16 protein-coding genes are annotated in these 16,841 nt (G+C 70.3%); 7 read left to right on the plus strand and 9 right to left on the minus strand.

The features are described from left to right. Positions 1–144: 144 nt before the first annotated feature. The 4 genes from AB0N63_RS31925 to AB0N63_RS31940 are packed head-to-tail and all read right to left on the minus strand — an operon-like array spanning position 145 to position 3,708. Positions 145–1,065: an MBL fold metallo-hydrolase gene (locus AB0N63_RS31925; RefSeq protein ID WP_365534570.1), complete on the minus strand. Its 921-nt coding sequence runs from the start codon at positions 1,063–1,065 to the stop codon at positions 145–147. Next, the gene (locus AB0N63_RS31930; RefSeq protein WP_365534571.1) at positions 1,062–2,066 is read right to left on the minus strand and encodes an ornithine cyclodeaminase family protein; all 1,005 of its coding nucleotides are present in this window, start codon (positions 2,064–2,066) and stop codon (positions 1,062–1,064) included. Before AB0N63_RS31930 ends, AB0N63_RS31925 begins: the two co-directional genes overlap by 4 nt. Before the next feature lie 18 nt (positions 2,067–2,084). Continuing rightward, positions 2,085–2,909 carry an alpha/beta fold hydrolase gene (locus AB0N63_RS31935; protein WP_365534573.1) on the minus strand — a complete coding sequence of 275 codons (825 nt, stop codon included), beginning with the start codon at positions 2,907–2,909 and terminating at the stop codon, positions 2,085–2,087. 1 nt (position 2,910) lies between these two features. Then, positions 2,911–3,708 (minus strand): FkbM family methyltransferase, encoded by a 798-nt coding sequence (locus AB0N63_RS31940; RefSeq protein ID WP_365534575.1) that lies wholly within the window; start codon positions 3,706–3,708, stop codon positions 2,911–2,913. Between the two features lie 232 nt (positions 3,709–3,940). Here AB0N63_RS31940 and AB0N63_RS31945 point away from each other — a divergent pair, with 232 nt between their 5' ends. Both AB0N63_RS31945 and AB0N63_RS31950 read left to right on the plus strand, forming a co-directional pair. Beyond that, positions 3,941–6,652 carry a non-ribosomal peptide synthetase gene (locus AB0N63_RS31945; RefSeq protein ID WP_365534577.1) on the plus strand — a complete coding sequence of 904 codons (2,712 nt, stop codon included), beginning with the start codon at positions 3,941–3,943 and terminating at the stop codon, positions 6,650–6,652. Between the two features lie 499 nt (positions 6,653–7,151). After that, positions 7,152–8,444, plus strand: coding sequence for an APC family permease (locus AB0N63_RS31950; RefSeq protein ID WP_365534580.1), 1,293 nt, complete (start codon positions 7,152–7,154; stop codon positions 8,442–8,444). 443 nt (positions 8,445–8,887) lie between these two features. On the opposite strand, the gene AB0N63_RS31955 is transcribed toward AB0N63_RS31950, so the two are convergent. Together AB0N63_RS31955 and AB0N63_RS31960 are read right to left on the minus strand one after the other, a co-directional pair. Then, complete coding sequence (locus AB0N63_RS31955; protein ID WP_365534582.1) at positions 8,888–10,165, minus strand: amidohydrolase; 1,278 nt, start codon at positions 10,163–10,165, stop codon at positions 8,888–8,890. Between the two features lie 48 nt (positions 10,166–10,213). Then, positions 10,214–10,855 carry a TRIC cation channel family protein gene (locus AB0N63_RS31960; RefSeq protein ID WP_365534584.1) on the minus strand — a complete coding sequence of 214 codons (642 nt, stop codon included), beginning with the start codon at positions 10,853–10,855 and terminating at the stop codon, positions 10,214–10,216. Between the two features lie 167 nt (positions 10,856–11,022). On the opposite strand from AB0N63_RS31960, the gene AB0N63_RS31965 reads away from it, so the two are divergent. After that, a complete protein-coding gene (locus AB0N63_RS31965) occupies positions 11,023–11,388 on the plus strand; it encodes a hypothetical protein (protein WP_365534587.1) in 366 nt (121 codons plus the stop codon). 419 nt (positions 11,389–11,807) lie between these two features. On the opposite strand, the gene AB0N63_RS31970 is transcribed toward AB0N63_RS31965, so the two are convergent. Beyond that, complete coding sequence (locus tag AB0N63_RS31970; protein ID WP_365534590.1) at positions 11,808–12,278, minus strand: nuclear transport factor 2 family protein; 471 nt, start codon at positions 12,276–12,278, stop codon at positions 11,808–11,810. 157 nt (positions 12,279–12,435) lie between these two features. Between AB0N63_RS31970 and AB0N63_RS31975 the strand changes: the two genes are divergently transcribed. Beyond that, positions 12,436–12,879 carry an Rrf2 family transcriptional regulator gene (locus tag AB0N63_RS31975; RefSeq protein WP_365534592.1) on the plus strand — a complete coding sequence of 148 codons (444 nt, stop codon included), beginning with the start codon at positions 12,436–12,438 and terminating at the stop codon, positions 12,877–12,879. A gap of 205 nt (positions 12,880–13,084) precedes the next feature. Next, positions 13,085–13,648, plus strand: a complete 564-nt coding sequence (locus tag AB0N63_RS31980; protein WP_365534594.1) for an IS30 family transposase — start codon at positions 13,085–13,087, stop codon at positions 13,646–13,648. 31 nt (positions 13,649–13,679) lie between these two features. On the opposite strand, the gene AB0N63_RS31985 is transcribed toward AB0N63_RS31980, so the two are convergent. Then, positions 13,680–14,057: a DUF4267 domain-containing protein gene (locus AB0N63_RS31985; protein ID WP_365534596.1), complete on the minus strand. Its 378-nt coding sequence runs from the start codon at positions 14,055–14,057 to the stop codon at positions 13,680–13,682. Between the two features lie 82 nt (positions 14,058–14,139). After that, positions 14,140–14,814 (minus strand): SDR family NAD(P)-dependent oxidoreductase, encoded by a 675-nt coding sequence (locus AB0N63_RS31990; RefSeq protein ID WP_365534598.1) that lies wholly within the window; start codon positions 14,812–14,814, stop codon positions 14,140–14,142. A 44-nt stretch (positions 14,815–14,858) separates the two neighbouring features. Here AB0N63_RS31990 and AB0N63_RS31995 point away from each other — a divergent pair, with 44 nt between their 5' ends. Together AB0N63_RS31995 and AB0N63_RS32000 are read left to right on the plus strand one after the other, a co-directional pair. Further along, complete coding sequence (locus tag AB0N63_RS31995) at positions 14,859–15,143, plus strand: hypothetical protein (protein WP_365534600.1); 285 nt, start codon at positions 14,859–14,861, stop codon at positions 15,141–15,143. Between the two features lie 291 nt (positions 15,144–15,434). Further along, a complete protein-coding gene (locus tag AB0N63_RS32000; protein WP_365534602.1) occupies positions 15,435–16,397 on the plus strand; it encodes a DUF5937 family protein in 963 nt (320 codons plus the stop codon). Positions 16,398–16,841 lie beyond the last annotated feature (444 nt).

The raw sequence follows: 16,841 nt of genomic DNA on the forward strand, positions 1-16,841 counted from the left end.
GGGTGGGGCGCCGCGGCCCGTGCCGCCGGCGGCGGTTCGCCGGTGACACAGGGCCGGTCCGAGCGGTCGCGACGAGTGCAGCATGTGTATGCCCGATTCCTGTCGTTGCCCATCGCGCGGGCGGTGGCGTCGGTGAAGGTTCTGTCAGGCGTGGGAGGTCAGCGGGCGTCCCCCGTTGTAGGCCACCATGTCCCGGTAGGCCGCGGCCGTGTCGATCCGTGCGCCCGGCGTGGCGCCGTCGAGTTCGGCGTACGCGCGGTGCAGGTTGCCCACGATGCGCTCGGCGTCCAGCAGGTCCGCGAAGCGGCCGGGGCAGGCCTCGCGGGCCGCCTCCAGAGGCGTCAGCCCGGCCTCACGGGCCCGGCGGGCGAGATCTTCGACGAAGCGAAGGTAGTCCAGCATGTCGTCGATGACTTCGGGCCCGCCCACCGGCCCGTGCCCCGACACGATGGTCCGTGCGCCGAGCGGCCGTACGACTTTCTCCAGTACTTCGATCGCGCCGCTGAGCGAACCCATGAGAACGAAGGGGGTGCCTCCGGGGAACAGCAGGTCGCCGGCGAACAGCACGGAACGCTCGGGGAGATGGATGAGGGAGTCGTTCGTCGTGTGCGCCGGCACCCCGGCATGCCGCACGTCGCAGCGGAGCTCGTCGGCCCACAGCGTGATCCCGGTGGTGTAGGTGAGGAAGGGCGGTGCGGGCTCGAACTCGCCCCACTCCACGTCGTTCCACACGCCCCGGTTCACCTGCCGTCCGAAGGCCATGACCTCTGCCCGGGTCTGCTCGTGCCCCACGACTGTGGCCCCGGGAAGCAGGAAGTTGCCGTACGTGTGATCGGCATGATGATGCGTGTTCACCAGTGTGCGGACCGGTAGGTGTGTCACCGCGGCGATGGATTCGAGATAGGAGCGGGTCCGCCTTTCCGTGGCACAGGTGTCGACGCTGATGACACCCTTCCGGCCGACGATGAAACCGGTGTTGTTGAGGAACCAGCTGCCGTCGGGTTGCACATAGGCGTAGACACCGTCGCTGATCTCGATCGTCTCCGAGGGCGGGGTGGTGTTCACCGCGGGCTCCGCTCGCCGCCGGTCAGCACGGGAACGCTGCCTTTGACGGACGGGAACCCCTCCAGCCGGGTGCCCAGTCCCAGGGCCTTTGCGCTCCGGTAGGCGTACGCGGCCACCGCGACGTCCTGGAGCGGCGAGCCCACCGACTTGAAGAGCGTGCGTCGCGGCGTGTTCCCGGCGAGGCCACGGCCGCACAGCTCGGCCAGCGTCATCACGCGGCCGGTGTCGAGGGCGCCGGTCCGGGTTGCCACGAGGGCGTCTCCCGACTCGTCCAGAGCCTGGAGCCGGTCCACGACGATCAGTTCGGGGACCCGCCAGACCTCCGAGTCCAGCTCCCGCTCCTCCGGCAGGGTCGACCCGGTGGAACTGATGTGTGCGACGTCCGGTGCCCAGTCCGCGAAGAAGGCCGGCCCGTTGCCTCCGGTGTTGGTGGCGACCATGATGAGATCGGCGTCCGCGACGGCGTCGGCCCCGTTCGCGCACGGCTCGATGTCCAGGCCGAGACGAGGGGAGAGCTCCGCGGCGAAGAGATCGCGCCGCTCCCTGCGAGGGCTGTGCACGCACATCTGTTTGATGTCGAGCAGCTCACCCAGCACCGTCGCCTGCATACGCGCCTCTGCGCCGGATCCGATGATGCCCACCACCGAGGCGTCGGGAGCCAGGCGGGACGCGGCGAGCGCCGCGGTCGAGGCCGTGCGCAGCACGGTGAGGTGATTGCCGTCCACGGCGGCGAGGAACTCACCCGTGTGCAGGTCGAAGAGATTGACCTGGAAGGTCACCGCGCTGCCGACCAGGTGGAACTCCTTGTAGCCCACGACCCCCAGGCCGGGCAGCGCCGCGGCCATCAGGCGCAGCCATCCCGTCTCGAACCGCAGGTTCACCCGCTCGGTGATGGTCGCCTGTCCCGCGTACTCTTCGCGGTAGGCCGCGTCGAGCGCATCGAGTATGCCCCGGATGTCCGTTGCCCGCTTGACGTCGTCGTTCGTCAGGACGATGGCCATGTGTCTATCTCCTTCAGGTCACACCGGTTGGTGGTCACGGGCCTGCCGGCCACCGCCGTCCCGGCCCGCCCGGCGCAGAAGGCCGGGCAGGGCGTCCGTGATCCGTTCCATCACCTGGTCCAGCACGAAGTGGCCGGCATCGACGTGGTGCAGCGAGAACGCCTCACTCGTCGCTGCACGCCATGCCGCGAGGTCGTCGAAGGTCACGAAGGGATCGCTGCGGCCGCCGATCGCGACGATCGGCACCGGCAAGGGCTCCTCAGGCACGTGCCGGCTCTCCTCCACCAACCGGAAGTCGGCGCGCAGGGTGGCCTCGAAGACGTCCATGACCTCGGGATCGGCGAGCACGGCGGAGTCGATCCCGCCGTACCGCGCGACGCGATCGAAGAACGCCTCACGCGGCAGCAGATGGATCGCCTCCGAGGTACGCCGGGTGGGGCCTGCAATGGAGGACACGAACAGCGCGGCCGGGAGCGTGCGGCCGTTGCCGCGCAAACGGTGCGCCAGTTCCAGCGCGACGACACTGCCGGAGCAGTGTCCGGCGAAGGCGAACGGCCGGTCGGTGAGCGGGACTATCGCCTGCTCCAGCACGGTGATCAGCGACGACAGGTCCTCGAAGGGAGCTTCGTCGATGCGTTTCTCCCGGCCCGGGAAGCGGATAGCGCACAGTTCGGCGTCCGGGAGCAGCCGTCCGGCCCAGGGGGTGAAGGCTGCCGCGCCGGCTCCGGCGTGCGGAAAACAGAAGACCCTGAGCCCCGGGTCGGCGACGCGCCGGGGACGCACCACCCACCGCTTCGAAGCCAGCAGCCCACGCGGATCGAGCGCCGGGGAGAAGCCGGCCATCTCACACCACCCGCCATGCGAAGACGGTGTGGAGGTCGGTCTTCCGGTACTCGGCGGCCTGTCGCACGGAAGTCCGCATGCCGTGGGTTTCCAGGAGGGAGATCACCGCGTCGAGCGCCCCGGCGCGGTCGGCGACCTCGACGGCGACGTTGCCGATCCCCGGCCACAGGCGGTCGCCGATGCCCCGCAGCACGGGTACCTCGGACCCCTCGACATCCACTTTGAGGAGGTCGATGCGGTCCACGCCGGCCCGTGCGGCGAAGGTTTCCAGGCGCTGCACGTCGCAGCTGACCAGCCGCCGCTCGTCGAGGCAGTCTTCGACGAGTTCTTGGACCTCCTGGACGAACGCCTCCCGGAGCTCGTCGTCCAGGGACTCCGCGGTGCTGTTCACGAACGCCGAGGCGAGCATCCTGTCGGTTGCCGGATCGGTGTCGAAGCCGGACATCATCGTGTAGTTGGGGTAGTACGTCAGCTCGCGCGTCTGGTCCGCGTCGCCCAGCGCGATGTTGTGAGGCCGTACGCCGGCCAGCCGCCCGGTGTTGCGCCGAAGGGCCTCGAAGACGTCGGGAACCGGCTCGAAGGAGAACACCCGGGCGTCGGGCCACCTCTCGACCGCGAAGAGGGTGAACAGCCCGATGTTGGCCCCTACGTCGAAGACGACCGGCCGCGCCGGCATGTTCCATCCCTGGGGAGGCAGGTAGGACTCGTCGTGAAAGATCTCTCGGTACAGGTAGTCCGTCTCATTGCCGTTGAGGCTGAAGACGGACGTTCCGTTGGGGAGTGTTCTCTGGACCGCCACCGGGGGAGCTCCTTCACCTGACGCCATCGCACCGAGGCTAGGGAGCCGGTGTCGTGGACACCGGCAGTACCGGAGGCGACCGGAGGGCGGATTCCTGTCGCCGGGCGCCGGCCGCGCGAGGCCGGCGCGGAAGGTGGACGCACCGCCGACGAGCCGCCGCCGATACTGCCGGTCTCCGGATGGAGGCGCTCGTACCGTACGTGGTCATCCGGCAACCTGGAGGAGCGCGAATATGGCGGGGGCACTGAACCACGCGGTGCGGGTTCGACTGAGCGACCCGGCGCAGGTGGAGGTCCTGGCGCGGCGGTTCGGCGCCGGCGCGGTGTCGTACCTCACGGCGATGGACGTGCCGTTCGCGTCCGGTGACGCACGGGCGCAGGACGTACGCCGCCAGGTGGCGGCCGCGGCGCCCGGCGCCGTTCACGCCTTCCTGTTCCGCCACCCGGACGGACCGGCCGACCTCATGGTCGTGGCGTCCCGCGGGCTATGGGACACGGCGGAGCTTCGTCGCCTGACGCGCCGGGCCGCGGGTGCCGACTGGGACACCGTGCGCGCGGAACTCGAACGCTTCGGCGCGGCATCCGCGGAAGCGACGGCGGTGCCGGCCGGCCCGCCACCGGACTGGGGTATGGCCTGCGGCGCCGCGGACCGGTTCGGCACGGCCTGGGCCGCCCTTCCGCCCGGCACGCCTGCCGACGAAGCGACCCTGCGGACCGCGCTCGCCGTGACCCTCGCCCGCTACGATCCCGACGGACCGGACGAGGTCGTCGTCGGCAGCGGTCACGGCCCGGTCGAGGTGCGGGTGAGCGGCACCCTGGACGACGTGCTCCGGCGGCCGCATCCGCCGGCGGCACGCCCGGTGCAGGCGGGGACGTTGCCGGGCGTCGACGAGGAGCCCCTGGGCGCCGACGAGGAATACCTTCCCTGCCTCCTGCCTGCCTTTCCCCTCGCCTTCTCGGTCGTCCGCCGGGCGGGCGGCCGGTCCTGGCTGCGCTGCGACCACCTGCTGAGCCATGTCTGCGCTCCGATCGCCGAGCAGTTCACCCGGCACCTGGCGCATGTGCACCGGCAGGTGTGGGAGGCCCCGCAGACCTTCGCCGCCGACGTCTGGCTCCTTGACGACGCCGAGCGCCGCAGGATCGTCGCCCTGGGCAGCTCGGCCGCCGCCCCGGCCTCCGAGGCGAGCACCGTGCACGAGGCGTTCGCCCGGGTCGCTGCTTCCGCCTCCGACGCCGTCGCAGTGTGCGACGACGACGTCGAGTTGACCTACGGGCAGCTGGACCGGCTCGCCGCGGTGCTCGCCGCCGGTCTCCGGGGCCACGGCGTCCGCGCCGGGGACCGGGTCGGTGTGTGCCTGGAGCGCTCCGCGGAACTCGTCGTCGTGCTCCTCGGCGTGCTGAAGGCCGGAGCGGCCTATGTGCCGATCGACCCTGCCTATCCGGCCGAACGACTCGCCTACACCGCCGACAACGCGGCGGTCCGCCTGCTGGTGACCCGGCTCGCCGGCTTCCCCGGGCAGGACCGGTACCGGGCGGTGACTCCGGACGAGCTGCTCGCCGACGACTCCCTCGATGCCGACCCCGGCGTCGACGTGCCCGGCGCCGACGGTGAGGCCGGTGGCCGGGGCACGGCGTATGTGATCCACACCTCCGGTTCCACCGGCCGGCCCAAGGGAGTGGCCGTACCGCACCGGAACGTGCTGAGCCTGATCCAGGCCACCCGCGCGGACTTCGGGCTCGGAGCGGCGGACGTGTGGACGCTCTTCCATTCCAGCGCGTTCGACTTCTCCGTATGGGAGATGTGGGGCTGCCTGCTGACGCGAGGCCGCCTGGTGGTCGTGCCTCACTTCACCTCCCGCGACCCCGAGCAGTTCCGCGATCTGCTGGTACGGCACGGGGTCAGCGTCCTGAACCAGACGCCCTCGGCGCTCGGCAACCTCCTCTCCGTGGACCACGCCGACGTCCCCGTGCGGCTGGTGATCCTCGGCGGAGAGCCGCTGGACGCCAGGATGCTGCTGCCCTGGTTCGACCGGCACCCGGAGGACCGGTGCCGGGTGGTGAACATGTTCGGCATCACCGAGACCACCGTGCACGTCACCGCGCAGACCGTCACCCGGGAGCTCGCGCAGGCAGCCACGCGCTCGGTCGGCACGCCGCTTCCAGGTTGGCATCTCTACGTCATGGACCCCGCGGGCCGGCTCCAGCCGCCGGGCGTGGCGGGGGAGATCCACGTGGGCGGGGCCGGTGTCGCCGAGTGCTACGTCGGCCGGCCGGACCTCACCGACGAGCGGTTCCTGCCCGACCCGTACAGCGAAGGCAGGATGTACCGCAGTGGTGACCGGGGCCGGCTCCGGCCGGACGGCGCGCTGGAGCATCTGGGGCGTCTCGACAACCAGGTGAAGGTCCGGGGGTTCCGCATCGAGCTGGACGAGATCCGGACCGTGCTGCTCGAACACGCCGCGGTGCGGGCCGCCGCCGTGGTCGTGCGCAGGTCGAGCGACGACGGCCCGGCCGAAGTACGTCTCGACGCCTACGTCGTGCTGGACGGCGACGACGCCACAGAGGTGCGCAAGTACGCCGCGGCCGTCCTGCCCGACTACATGGTTCCCGCGACGGTCACGCCCGTCGGCGCGCTTCCGCTGACCACCAGCGGAAAGGTCGACGTGGCGAGGCTGCCCGCGCCGCGTCGTCCGGCGCGGGCAGCCGACCGCGGCGTTCCCACGGCGGACGACGCGATGGCCGCGCGGTTGGTGGAGCTGTGGTCCGAACTCCTGGGTGTTCCCGTGGGACTCGACGACGACTTCTTCGAGGCCGGCGGCAACTCGGTGACCGCCGTCAAGAGCTTTGCCGTCATGCGGGCGGAAGGCATGCCCACGCTCCGTCTGCGCCAGCTCTACCGCCACTCGACCGTCCGCGAGGTGGTGGCGGCCCTGGCCGGTTCGTGAGTCCCGGAAGAGACCGGCCGGATGCGGCTTGGGTCAGGGTCGGCCACAGGTTGCTGACGCCGGGGGCGAGGCGCTGAAGGCGCTGCTGGAGAGCCGCCCGCATCCCTGGCCCCGGTATCGCTGCCCGGAGTGCGGCAGCACCTGGTACAGCAGTGACACCCCTTTCGGGATCCGCAAGCGTTCCGACGCCCCGGTACTGCTCGCCGCGCGTCCGTACGCGCGCCTGGCGGCGGTGTCCTGCGTCACCGAACCTTGCTCGTTCGTCATCGAAGTCTGACCGATGCGAGTTTGTGTCATCGGAGTTCGAGCACGGCTGGTCCGGGGCCCGGTCGGCCCGGAGCCCGCTCGGCAGGCTCTCGCCCTGATCATGTGGACTGCCTCGCCCGCTGCTGGACGACGGCCCGCGTGCCCTCCGGTACGGCATGTCCCAGGCGATGGCTTATCGTGCGCGCGGGACGCGGGCCCGCCGGTCCGCGCCCGTGGTCGAGGGAGCGCGAAGTTGAGCAATGTATCCAGGCCCGCCCCGGGGGTTCCCAACGAGCTCCAGCGGCGGCTGGGGCTGCCGGACGCGGTGACGATCGGACTGGGCTCGATGATCGGCGCCGGGATCTTCGCCTCCCTGGCACCGGCGGCTCGCGCGGCCGGCTCCGGCCTGCTGCTCGGCCTCGCTCTGGCTGCGGTCGTGGCCTATTGCAACGCCACCTCCTCCGCCCGGCTCGCAGCCCTCTACCCGGCCTCCGGCGGCACCTACGTCTACGGGCGCGAGCGCCTGGGCGAGTTCTGGGGCTACCTGGCCGGCTGGGCGTTCGTGGTGGGCAAGACTGCCTCCTGCGCGGCCATGGCCCTGACCGTCGGCTCCTACATCTGGCCCGGCCAGGCCCACGCGGTCGCGGTGGCCGCCGTGGTGGCCCTGACCGCCGTCAACTACGCGGGCGTCCAGAAGTCCGCCCTGCTCACCCGCATCATCGTGGCCGTCGTCCTGACGGTTCTCGCCGTCGTCGCGGTCGCCTCCCTCACCTCCGGCGCCGTGGACACGGCTCGCCTGGACATCGGTACGGACGCGACGGCAGGCGGGGTGCTCCAGGCGGCCGGGCTCCTGTTCTTCGCGTTCGCCGGCTACGCCCGCATCGCCACCCTCGGCGAAGAGGTCCGCGACCCGGCCCGCACCATCCCGCGCGCCATCCCGATCGCCCTGGGCATCGCCCTCGTCGTCTACACCCTCGTCGCCGTGTCGGTCCTGTTGGTCCTGGGCCAGGATGGCCTCGCCGCCGCCGGGGAACCACTGACTGAGGCCGCGCGCGCCGCCGGCGCCGACTGGCTCGTCCCCGTCGTACGCGTCGGCGCGGCCGTTGCGGCTCTCGGCTCCCTGCTCGCCCTCATCCTCGGTGTCTCCCGCACCGTCTTGGCCATGGCCCGCGATCACCACCTTCCCCACGCCCTGGCCGCCGTGCACCCGCGCTTCAAGGTCCCCCACCGCGCCGAACTCATCGTTGGCGCCGTCGTTGCCGTAGCCGCCGCGACCACGGACATCCGCGGAGCGATCGGGTTCTCCTCCTTCGGCGTCCTGGCTTACTACGCCATCGCCAACGCCTCCGCCTGGACTCTCATCCCGGCCGAAGGCCGCCCGGCCCGGATCATCCCCGTCATCGGCCTCACAGGCTGCCTCGTCCTGGCCTTCGCCCTCCCGCTGCCCTCGGTGCTCACCGGCGCCGCCGTCCTCCTTGTCGGCGCCACCGCCTATGGGACGCGCCGCATACTCACCGACTCCACCCAGCGACGGCACCCCCGCTGAACCACTGGCCTTGAGGGCGAGGGTGCGGTGCCGAAGCAACCGGGACCACGCAGACTTCGGTGGCACACGATCAAACTACGACGGTCTCACCGCCTCCCGACCCGCCTGCTGCCCGGATGCACCCCTGCCTATCGCGGAACTCCTCGGTCCGGGCGTTCGGCGCCTGCACCCGCTACCGGCTGGCGGTGCGGGCGCGGGCGGCGGCCCCGGCGGTGCGGGCGCGGGTGCGGCCGGTGGTCGACGTCGTCCTGGCCGCCGTGGACACCGTCGCCGTGGTCTACGAGGAGTCCACGCCACCTCGGCCGGCCCGCATTCCTCGGCGGAGGTGGGAAGCGATGTGCCGTGGGTGTCGAGAACCGCAGGCGCGCAAGCTGCGCGGGCGTCGCCGAGGCGGTCGATTGCTGCTGCGCCGCGGCCTCGGAGGCGAAGCAGCCGGAAGCTCATCAGCTCGTGCGAGTCGGTTTACCGAGGTGGGTGAGTGCGGCTGTGACCAGGGCCTGGACGCCGGTGTCCAGGGTGGGCTGCAGGACCGGTGCGAAGCGGGGGCTGTGGTTGACCGGGATGTCCTGGGGCACGGTGCCGCGTTGCCGGGCGGCCTGGTAGGCGTCCGGATCGACGCCGCCCAGGGCCCAGTAGGCGTACGGGATGCCGAAGGCGTCCGGGATCCGGCTGAAGTCCTCGCTGGCGCTCTGCAACTCGACAGTGACCGCGCGTTCCCCGAACATCGCGGCGAAAGCGCCGGCGACCTCGCGGGTCACCACGTCGTCGTTGACAGTCGGCGGAAACCGGGTGCCCTCCTCGATCTGCGGCGCGCGAGTCGCCCCGGAGGCGTCACACTCGGCATGGACGATGCGCCGCACGGCTGCCAGGACGGCCCGCCGGGTCTCGTCGTCGTACGTGCGCACGTTCACCAGCAGTTCGGCCGACTCCGGGATCACGTTGCCACTCGAGCCCGCCTGGACGGAGCCCACCGTGACCACGACCGGTTGGGTGGCGGCCAGCTCACGCGAGACAATGGTCTGGAGCCGGACGACGATCATCGAGGCGATCACCACGGGGTCGATGGCGGCCTGCGGTGCCGAGCCGTGAGCGCCCCGGCCATGGACCGTGATCTTCACATTGTCCGCCGCGGAGAGAAAGGACCCGGCGTGCGTGCCGACCTGCCCAGCCGGATAGGGAAGCACATGCTGGGCGAAGGCGACGTCCGGACGAGGAACACGGTCGGTCAGCCCGTCGGCGAGCATCCGGTCAGCACCGTCCCCCGGCTCCTCGGCAGGCTGGAACAAGGCCACCAGCGTGCCCTGCCACGCCCCCGGCGCGGCGGCCATGAGCCGCGCAGCCCCCGACAGGCAGGTGACGTGCATGTCGTGACCGCAGGCATGCGCCACGGGCACCCGGCGGCCGGAAGCGTCCGTGGCCTCGGCCGTGCTGGCGTAGGTCAGACCGGTCTCCTCAAGGACCGGCAGAGCGTCCATGTCGGCCCGCAGCAAAACGGTCGGACCCTCTCCGTTGGCCAGCACACCGACCACACCGGTGCCGCCGATCCCCTCGTGCACCTGGTAGCCGCAGTTTCTCAGGCGTTCCGCCACCCGGGTCGCGGTGCGGTGCTCCTGGTGTCCCAGCTCGGGGTGGGCGTGCAGGTCCTTGTAGACCTCTTCGAGCTCGGAGCGGATGTCACCGAGCCCGGCCAGGACAGCATCCGCAATCTCCTTGGGCGTCATGGCTGTGTACTCCTTGCTCTCGGTGGATGATCGCAGCGCCCGTTCAGGTCAGGGATCCCGGTCCTTGGACGACCCCAGCCGCCAGTCGCGGCTGCCTGGCAGCCTCCAGCCCCAGTGGAACGCGGCCAGCCGCAGCGAGATACCAACCGTGATGCCGACCAGGACACCTACGGTGGATGCGCCGAACCGGCTGCAGACCACCATCACAACGCTCACCACGATCGCGACGGTCGCGTACAACGGCGTGCCGCCGAAGACGGAAGGGGTCCGCGCGAGCAGCAGGTCCCGGATCGCCCCGCCGCCGACCGCTGTGATGGCGCCCAGCAGCACGGCCGGCAGCCAGCCCAGGCCGACAGCGAGCGTCTTCTGTGCCCCGGCGACCGCCCAGACGCTCAGCGCCGAGGCATCCAGGAGGTTGAAGGCCCAACCGGATGTGTGGCGGCTCATATCGGCTACGAAAGCCAGCAGGGTGCCGGCAGTGGCGACCGTGAGGTAGGTGTAGTCGGTCAAGGCCACGGGCGTGCCGTGCTGCAGCAGGGTGTCGCGGAGGATTCCACCGCCCAGGCCGGAGACGATGCCGATGACCAGGAAGCCGAACAGATCCAGACGACCGGCCCGGGCCAGCACCCCGCCGAGTGTGCCGTTGGCGAACACCCCGCTCAGGTCAAGCGCCCGGGTCAGCTCGGTCACGCTCTCAGGCGACAACGACCGGGCCACAGACACCAGCGTCTCCCTTCACGCTTCCACTATCGAAGCAGCCAAAGGCGCTACGTGCCCGCCGGGCTGGACTGCCTGGCGGAGCGCTGGGAGATCATCCATCGGGATACCAGGGCCTCGGCAAGCGCATACACGATGAGGTGCTCACGCCGCTGCGCGACAACGGCTACTGGGAAGGGGCGGCGGCCCCGTGCGTCTGGAAGATGATCGACGACATCGAGCGCCGGCTGGAGAGCGCCGCGAAGGTGGCGAACGGGGCCCGGCGCGTCGTCGAGGACGGCGTGGGCGATCTGAAGTCCGCCCAGAAGGTCCTCAAGGACGCCACGCGGCGGGCCAAGGAGAAGGACCCGCACATCAACGCGGACGGGACGCTCTCCCCGGACGTCATCGACAAGGTCTGCAAGGTCGAACTGACCGACGAGGAGAAGAAGACCATCGAAACGGCGGATCGGGAGATCGCGCGGAATCTCAGACGGGGGGTCACATCCGACCGCAATCTCGCCTAGAGCCTGATGGCGGACACCGGCCTTGAACACCGGCCTCCGCGCCGGTGCTCGTGATCGTCACGGGCTCACGGCAGGCCGAGCCCTCCGCATCCGCGCACGCGTGGAACTCGTCCACGGTCAGCGTCGGATGCGCGGGGCTTGGCGGCATGGGAAGGGCAGTCCCGCCCCGCGTACCTCGATGATCTTTGGGGTGGGGGCTCGTCGCAGCCGTGTGTCTCGTGGAGGCGGGGCCCATAGAACGTCACTCGGTATGGGCCGTTGCTCTCCCTGCCGGCCAGGGCTGCTGGTACTCGAAGAGTCGGCCCGCGGGGTCGTGTCGGCGGTTGGGTGCGAACAACAACTCTGTTCAAGAAGCAGCGCCGGGTATGCGCCCCGAAGAAAGGAGTGTCTTGTCGCATACTCGGCGCTGACCGGCAGAGTTACGCCGTCGTGGCTGCTGTCTCGGTGGCTTCGACTGCGGACTTGAAGTCGGGGTGGACCCCGATTTGATCAAGCCACACGCTCATCGAGTTGTAGCAGTTGAACCTTTCGATCTTTCCGTCACGGAGATACCAGAGGTCCGCCGCCGGCACGTCGATCCGGTTCCCGGTCGGTGGGATCTCGCCGACCGGAGTCGGAAACCCACCGAGATGCGTGCCCTGAATGCGCAACTCGACGGCGACGACATCACCGAACGCATGTACCTCGAGCAGCTCACGGTGTACATCGGGAAACGAGCGGGCGAGGCCCGCGATCACCTGAGGAATCTGCTCCCCGCGGAAACTCTGCGAGGTCGACATGTCGTTGAACGACCCGTCCTCGGTGAACAAGGCCAGGAAACCGTCACCGTCGAGAACGTTCCCTTCCGCGAGCCGGTAAGCCTCGCGAATGGTCTTTTCGTTACTTCCCATCACTGTTCTCCTTTGAGTTCGCAACACGCTCAGGATCCGCGCTTGTCTTTGACTGATCCCCGGTGTCGTAACGATAATTGTTACGACAGCTTGTCGCAACCTTCACTGTTACGACTGTGCTGTCGTAACATGGAGCGTTGCGACCGGGGGAGGGATCATGAGCGCCAACAGCAAGCTGACCATTGCCGCCCATGCGCTGGCCTGGATCGGTCTCTACCAGCGCCAGGGCCACGAGGTCGCCACCTCCGAGAAGATCGCAGCCAGCGCGAATACCAACCCCGTGGTGATCAGGCGGCTGCTCGGAGAGCTGCGCAGGGCCGGGCTCGTGGAGTCCCGGCGGGGCGCGGGCGCGGGCTGGTCGCTGGCGCGCGAGCTGGGGTCGATCACCCTGCTCGACGTGTACGAGGCAGTGGAACCCGGCCCGCTGTTCGCGATGCACCGCACCACCCCGGACCAGGGATGCGTGGTGGGTCACGGCATCCAGCCGGCAATGCAGGGCATCTACCAGGACATCGAGGAGACCCTGAGACACGAACTGGCCCGCGTCACACTCGAGAAGGTACTCAGGGACGTACTCGCGGCACCTCGCCAGCCTCTCTGATCGGCTGGGCGACCCCGTGCGAACCGTAGGGTTCGGCGTGGGTTCTGCCCACCGGGGCGGATTGACGTGAGCGTGGAGATGGAATCCCGCGCCGAACGCGTTGGATCCGCCGCCGGAACAGACGGCGGGCGCAGGCCAAGCTCACCGCGGACCAGGCCGTGCTCGTCCAGGAAGCCGGCCACCCGCGGGCCCGGGCCGCGGCACGGTGTCCATCACCGCCCGCCCCGCCGAGGCCGAGGACCGCAAGGTTCCCGGCCACTGGGAGGGCGACCTCGTGATGGGCACCCGGCCCTCGGCCGTCGCCACGCTCGTCGAGCGCACCAGTCGCTACACGGCCATCGTCGCGCTGCCCGACCGCATCAAGGCCGAGCAGGTCACTCCGCACCTCACCAGGAATCTGCTCGGCATCCCGCCCCTGCCAGGACGAACCCTCACCTGGGACCGAAGCCGGGAGATGGCCCAGCACCAGGCCATCACCGCCGAGGCCGGGATGCCGATCTACCTCTGCAGGCCGCGCAGCCCGTGGCAGCTCGGCGCCAACGAGAACACCAACCGGTTGCTGCGGCAGTACCTGCCCAAGGGCGCGGACCCCCGCACATTCAGCCAGGTCGACCTGGACGCCATCGCCCACGAGCTCGACCATCTGCCACGATCCACGGCTATCACTTCGGCAGAGGTCCATGCTGATCTTCCGAACGGCGGTGATGCGCTGACCGCTTGGGCTCGCCAGCGTTTGACGACAGGAGGGGAGCCGGAGAAATCGACCTGACGGCCCGGCCGCGGGTGGGTTGGCCGCGGACTCAGGCGAGGAGCAGAAGGACAGCGATGACCAGCATCGCTGCGGCGGTGGCAAGGTGCACGCCGTAGATGACGGAGCGGGGCCCTCTGCTGCGCGCCACTACCGCCGCGTCGCCGACGGGTACCAGCGTGGCGGCCAGAACGGCCCATCCCAGCAGGTGGGTGCTCCCAGCGATCAACAGGACGGCGAGGATCAGGCCGGTGCCGATGTCGCGGACGCCCATGATGGACAACCAGGCTCGCAGGGCCGGGTCGTCGGCGCGGGTGTCTGGGATGCCGAAGCCGGTCGCGGAGTGGGGTGCCCACACGGTGCGGGCTCCGACCAGGACGACGGCGGCAACGATGAGCGCGGCCAGGGCGGTGGCGATGATGGCGAGCATGGCAGGCGGTCCTCCAGTAGATGGTGGATGAGGGTGTGCGGGCGGATCCCAGGGGCGATAGTGGCGGTGGGCCGGGACGGCGTCAGGCGGTGAAGACGCGCTCGAGATCGCCGCGCTGCGTGTGCAGGTCCCAGTAGAGGGGGGCGATGGTCTCGGCCGAGGCCGTCGGTACTCCGGGCGGGCCGCCGGCGCCGATCCACACGCCGATGGCGACATGTGCGGCCTGGACGCCGGTTCCGGCCAACTCCTTGTGCAGGCCGAGCACCCAGTTGCGCAACGCGGCCTGGGCGGCGTTGACATTGCCGAGCATCGGGTTGGGGTCGACCGAACCGCCGCCGTTGGTGTAGAGCAGGGTGCCCGCGCCGGCCTCGCGCATCGCGGGCAGCACGGCCCGTGTGGCGGCGATGGCCCCGTAGAGCAGGAAGTCCATCGCCCACTGCACATCGGACGGATCGGTTTCGGACGGGGCGGTGGGCGTCGTGGATCCGATGCTCACGGCCGGCGAGTACTCCAGGACGTCGATACCGCCGAAGCGGGTGGCGGCGTCCTTGAGCGCCTGGCAGAGCCCGCCATGGTCTAGTACGTCCGCGGCGAACGCGGCGGCGGTGATGCCTTCGGCGTCGAGTCGGCCGACCAGGTCGTCGAGCTTGCCGCGGTTGCGGGCGATGAGAGCGACGTCGAAGCCGCGGGAGCCGAAGGTACGGGCGATGGCCAGGCCCATACCGGGGCCGGCTCCGACGATGGCGATGCTGGGCACAGTGCGTCCTATGCTGGGAATCCGTTGGGAAAGGGGTGGCTCAGGTGGCGCCGAGCGCCGTCGTGCTGAGGGTGCTGGCACCGGCACCCTCAGCGCTCAGGGCCGCCGGCGAAATGGTTGTCGTGGGCTTCGTGAAGCCGGCTGAGATCACGCACGTCGATGGTGACAAGCTTCGCGAAGTGTTCCTCCCGCCGTACGCCCGGCGAGAGCGCCATAAGAAGGGCGGTGGGTTCGGTGCGCTTCTCCCGGAGCGCGTGGACGTCACCCGCCGCAGCATGCGCGGTGTCGCCGGGCAGCAGCGTTCGCCAGGTCCGCGCCCGTCGAAGTAGTCGACCTCGCCTTCCTCGGGGGCGACGAAGATCGTGTGGAGGCGCGGGGACGGTCCCCGGCTGGACAGCGACATGGGCAACCGGTAGATGCTCACGGTCAGGCTGGTCTCCGCGGGACTGGCGAGGACCTCGATGCTCGATCCGCTGGCACCCAGCCGGATGGTTCTTGTCTGTCCGGTTTGCTCGGTTGTCTGGAGGACAGGCAACCGACTTCGTGTCAGCCATGGCCCGAGTTTCGGCACTTGGGCGATCCGCGCGCGCTCACTTCGGCGGTGGCCTAACAATAGTTCGGTGATCCGCTACCGATTGGGTGCTGGCGCTGCGAGCGTGCGGTGGGCGATGTCGCCGATCCACGAAGTGGTCAGCCTTGCACAGCTGTTGACCGAGCCGCAGCGTCACCCGGTGTTCCATCCGTGGCTTCGCCGCCGTCAACGCCGCCTCGTCAGCTTGGACTTGAGGGCGCTCAACGACCTCCTCGTCGATGGCGCGTATCGGCCCGACTTCCTCGACCCATCGCCGAAGTCCAGTGAGCCGACGTTCGAGGAAGGCATGGAGCAGCTCCTCGCCGCGCCGCGGGACCAGATGTATGCCGAGCTGGTCGACGCCACGAGGGGGCGCGAGGCGGAAGTGGCCCGCCGGCTGCTCGACGACCCCGACCGGGCCAGGTCAGAGGCCGCCGAAGCGCTGCGCCGCCTGTGGAAGGCGGTGGTGGAACCGGAATGGCCGTCCATGCGGCAGGCACTACGTGCCGAGATGCTGGACCGGGCCCTCCAGGTCAACCGGGAGGGGCTGCGCGCGGCCCTCCCGCGCCTCCACCCTTCCTGCGTGTGCGGGGGCGACACCATCAACGTCATGAAGGCGGTCGACATCGACGTCGACTGCCCCGAGGGACTCATTCTCGTTCCGTCCCTGTTCATCACCGACCGGATACAGTGCACCACCTCGGACCACTGGACCCCGGCGATCTATTACCCGGCATCCGGCCGGTACCTCTGGTCGGCGCCTGCCACTCCGAGGTCCCTCGACCGTCTCCTGGGAGTGACCCGGTCGAGGATCCTCGCCGCACTCGCCACTCCGCTGCAGACAACCGTTGTGGCCGGGCTGGTGGGCGTCACCCCTCCGACGGCCAGCGAGCACCTGGCGATCCTGCGGGACGCCGGGTTGATCGACAGCAGCCGGGCCGGTCGCACGGCCACGCACGAGCTCACCCAGGCTGGACGTGCTCTCCTGGAGGCGGCCTCGCCGCGCCCCTGATGGAGAGCCGCTAGGTAGACCAGGCCGTGCCCCCCGCGCCTGCGGGGGTGGCCCCCCGAGGGCTTCCATGTTCTTCTGGCCTTCCTGGGCGCCCGGCGTCCCGTCCGTGAGCCGTACCGCGTTTGTGCTCCACCAGCGCCCCAACGCCCGCAGGGCTTCTTCAAGACGCGCGGCCATCTCCCGGTCCACCCGCATCCGCCCGGTCCTGTCTGCTCATGCCCTCCAAGTCCTGACCACCGCCATGCCCCGTGCCCCGCACTCGCGTGCAACCTGAATCTCCGCCCGACATGCCGCACCGGCGCGAGGCTGGCTGGGCCTTTCGCCGTCTGACCGGTTACTGGCCGGGGTGTACGGCTTGGACCCCGGTGCCGGCGTAGGCCTTGGGGGTCAGGGCGAGCAGGTGCGGGCCGGCGGGGTGGCGGGGGAGCGGCGGGCGGCGTGGAT

It is taken from the genome of Streptomyces sp. NPDC093260, from assembly GCF_040683715.1.
Classification (GTDB): Bacteria; Actinomycetota; Actinomycetes; order Streptomycetales; family Streptomycetaceae; genus Streptomyces; species Streptomyces sennicomposti.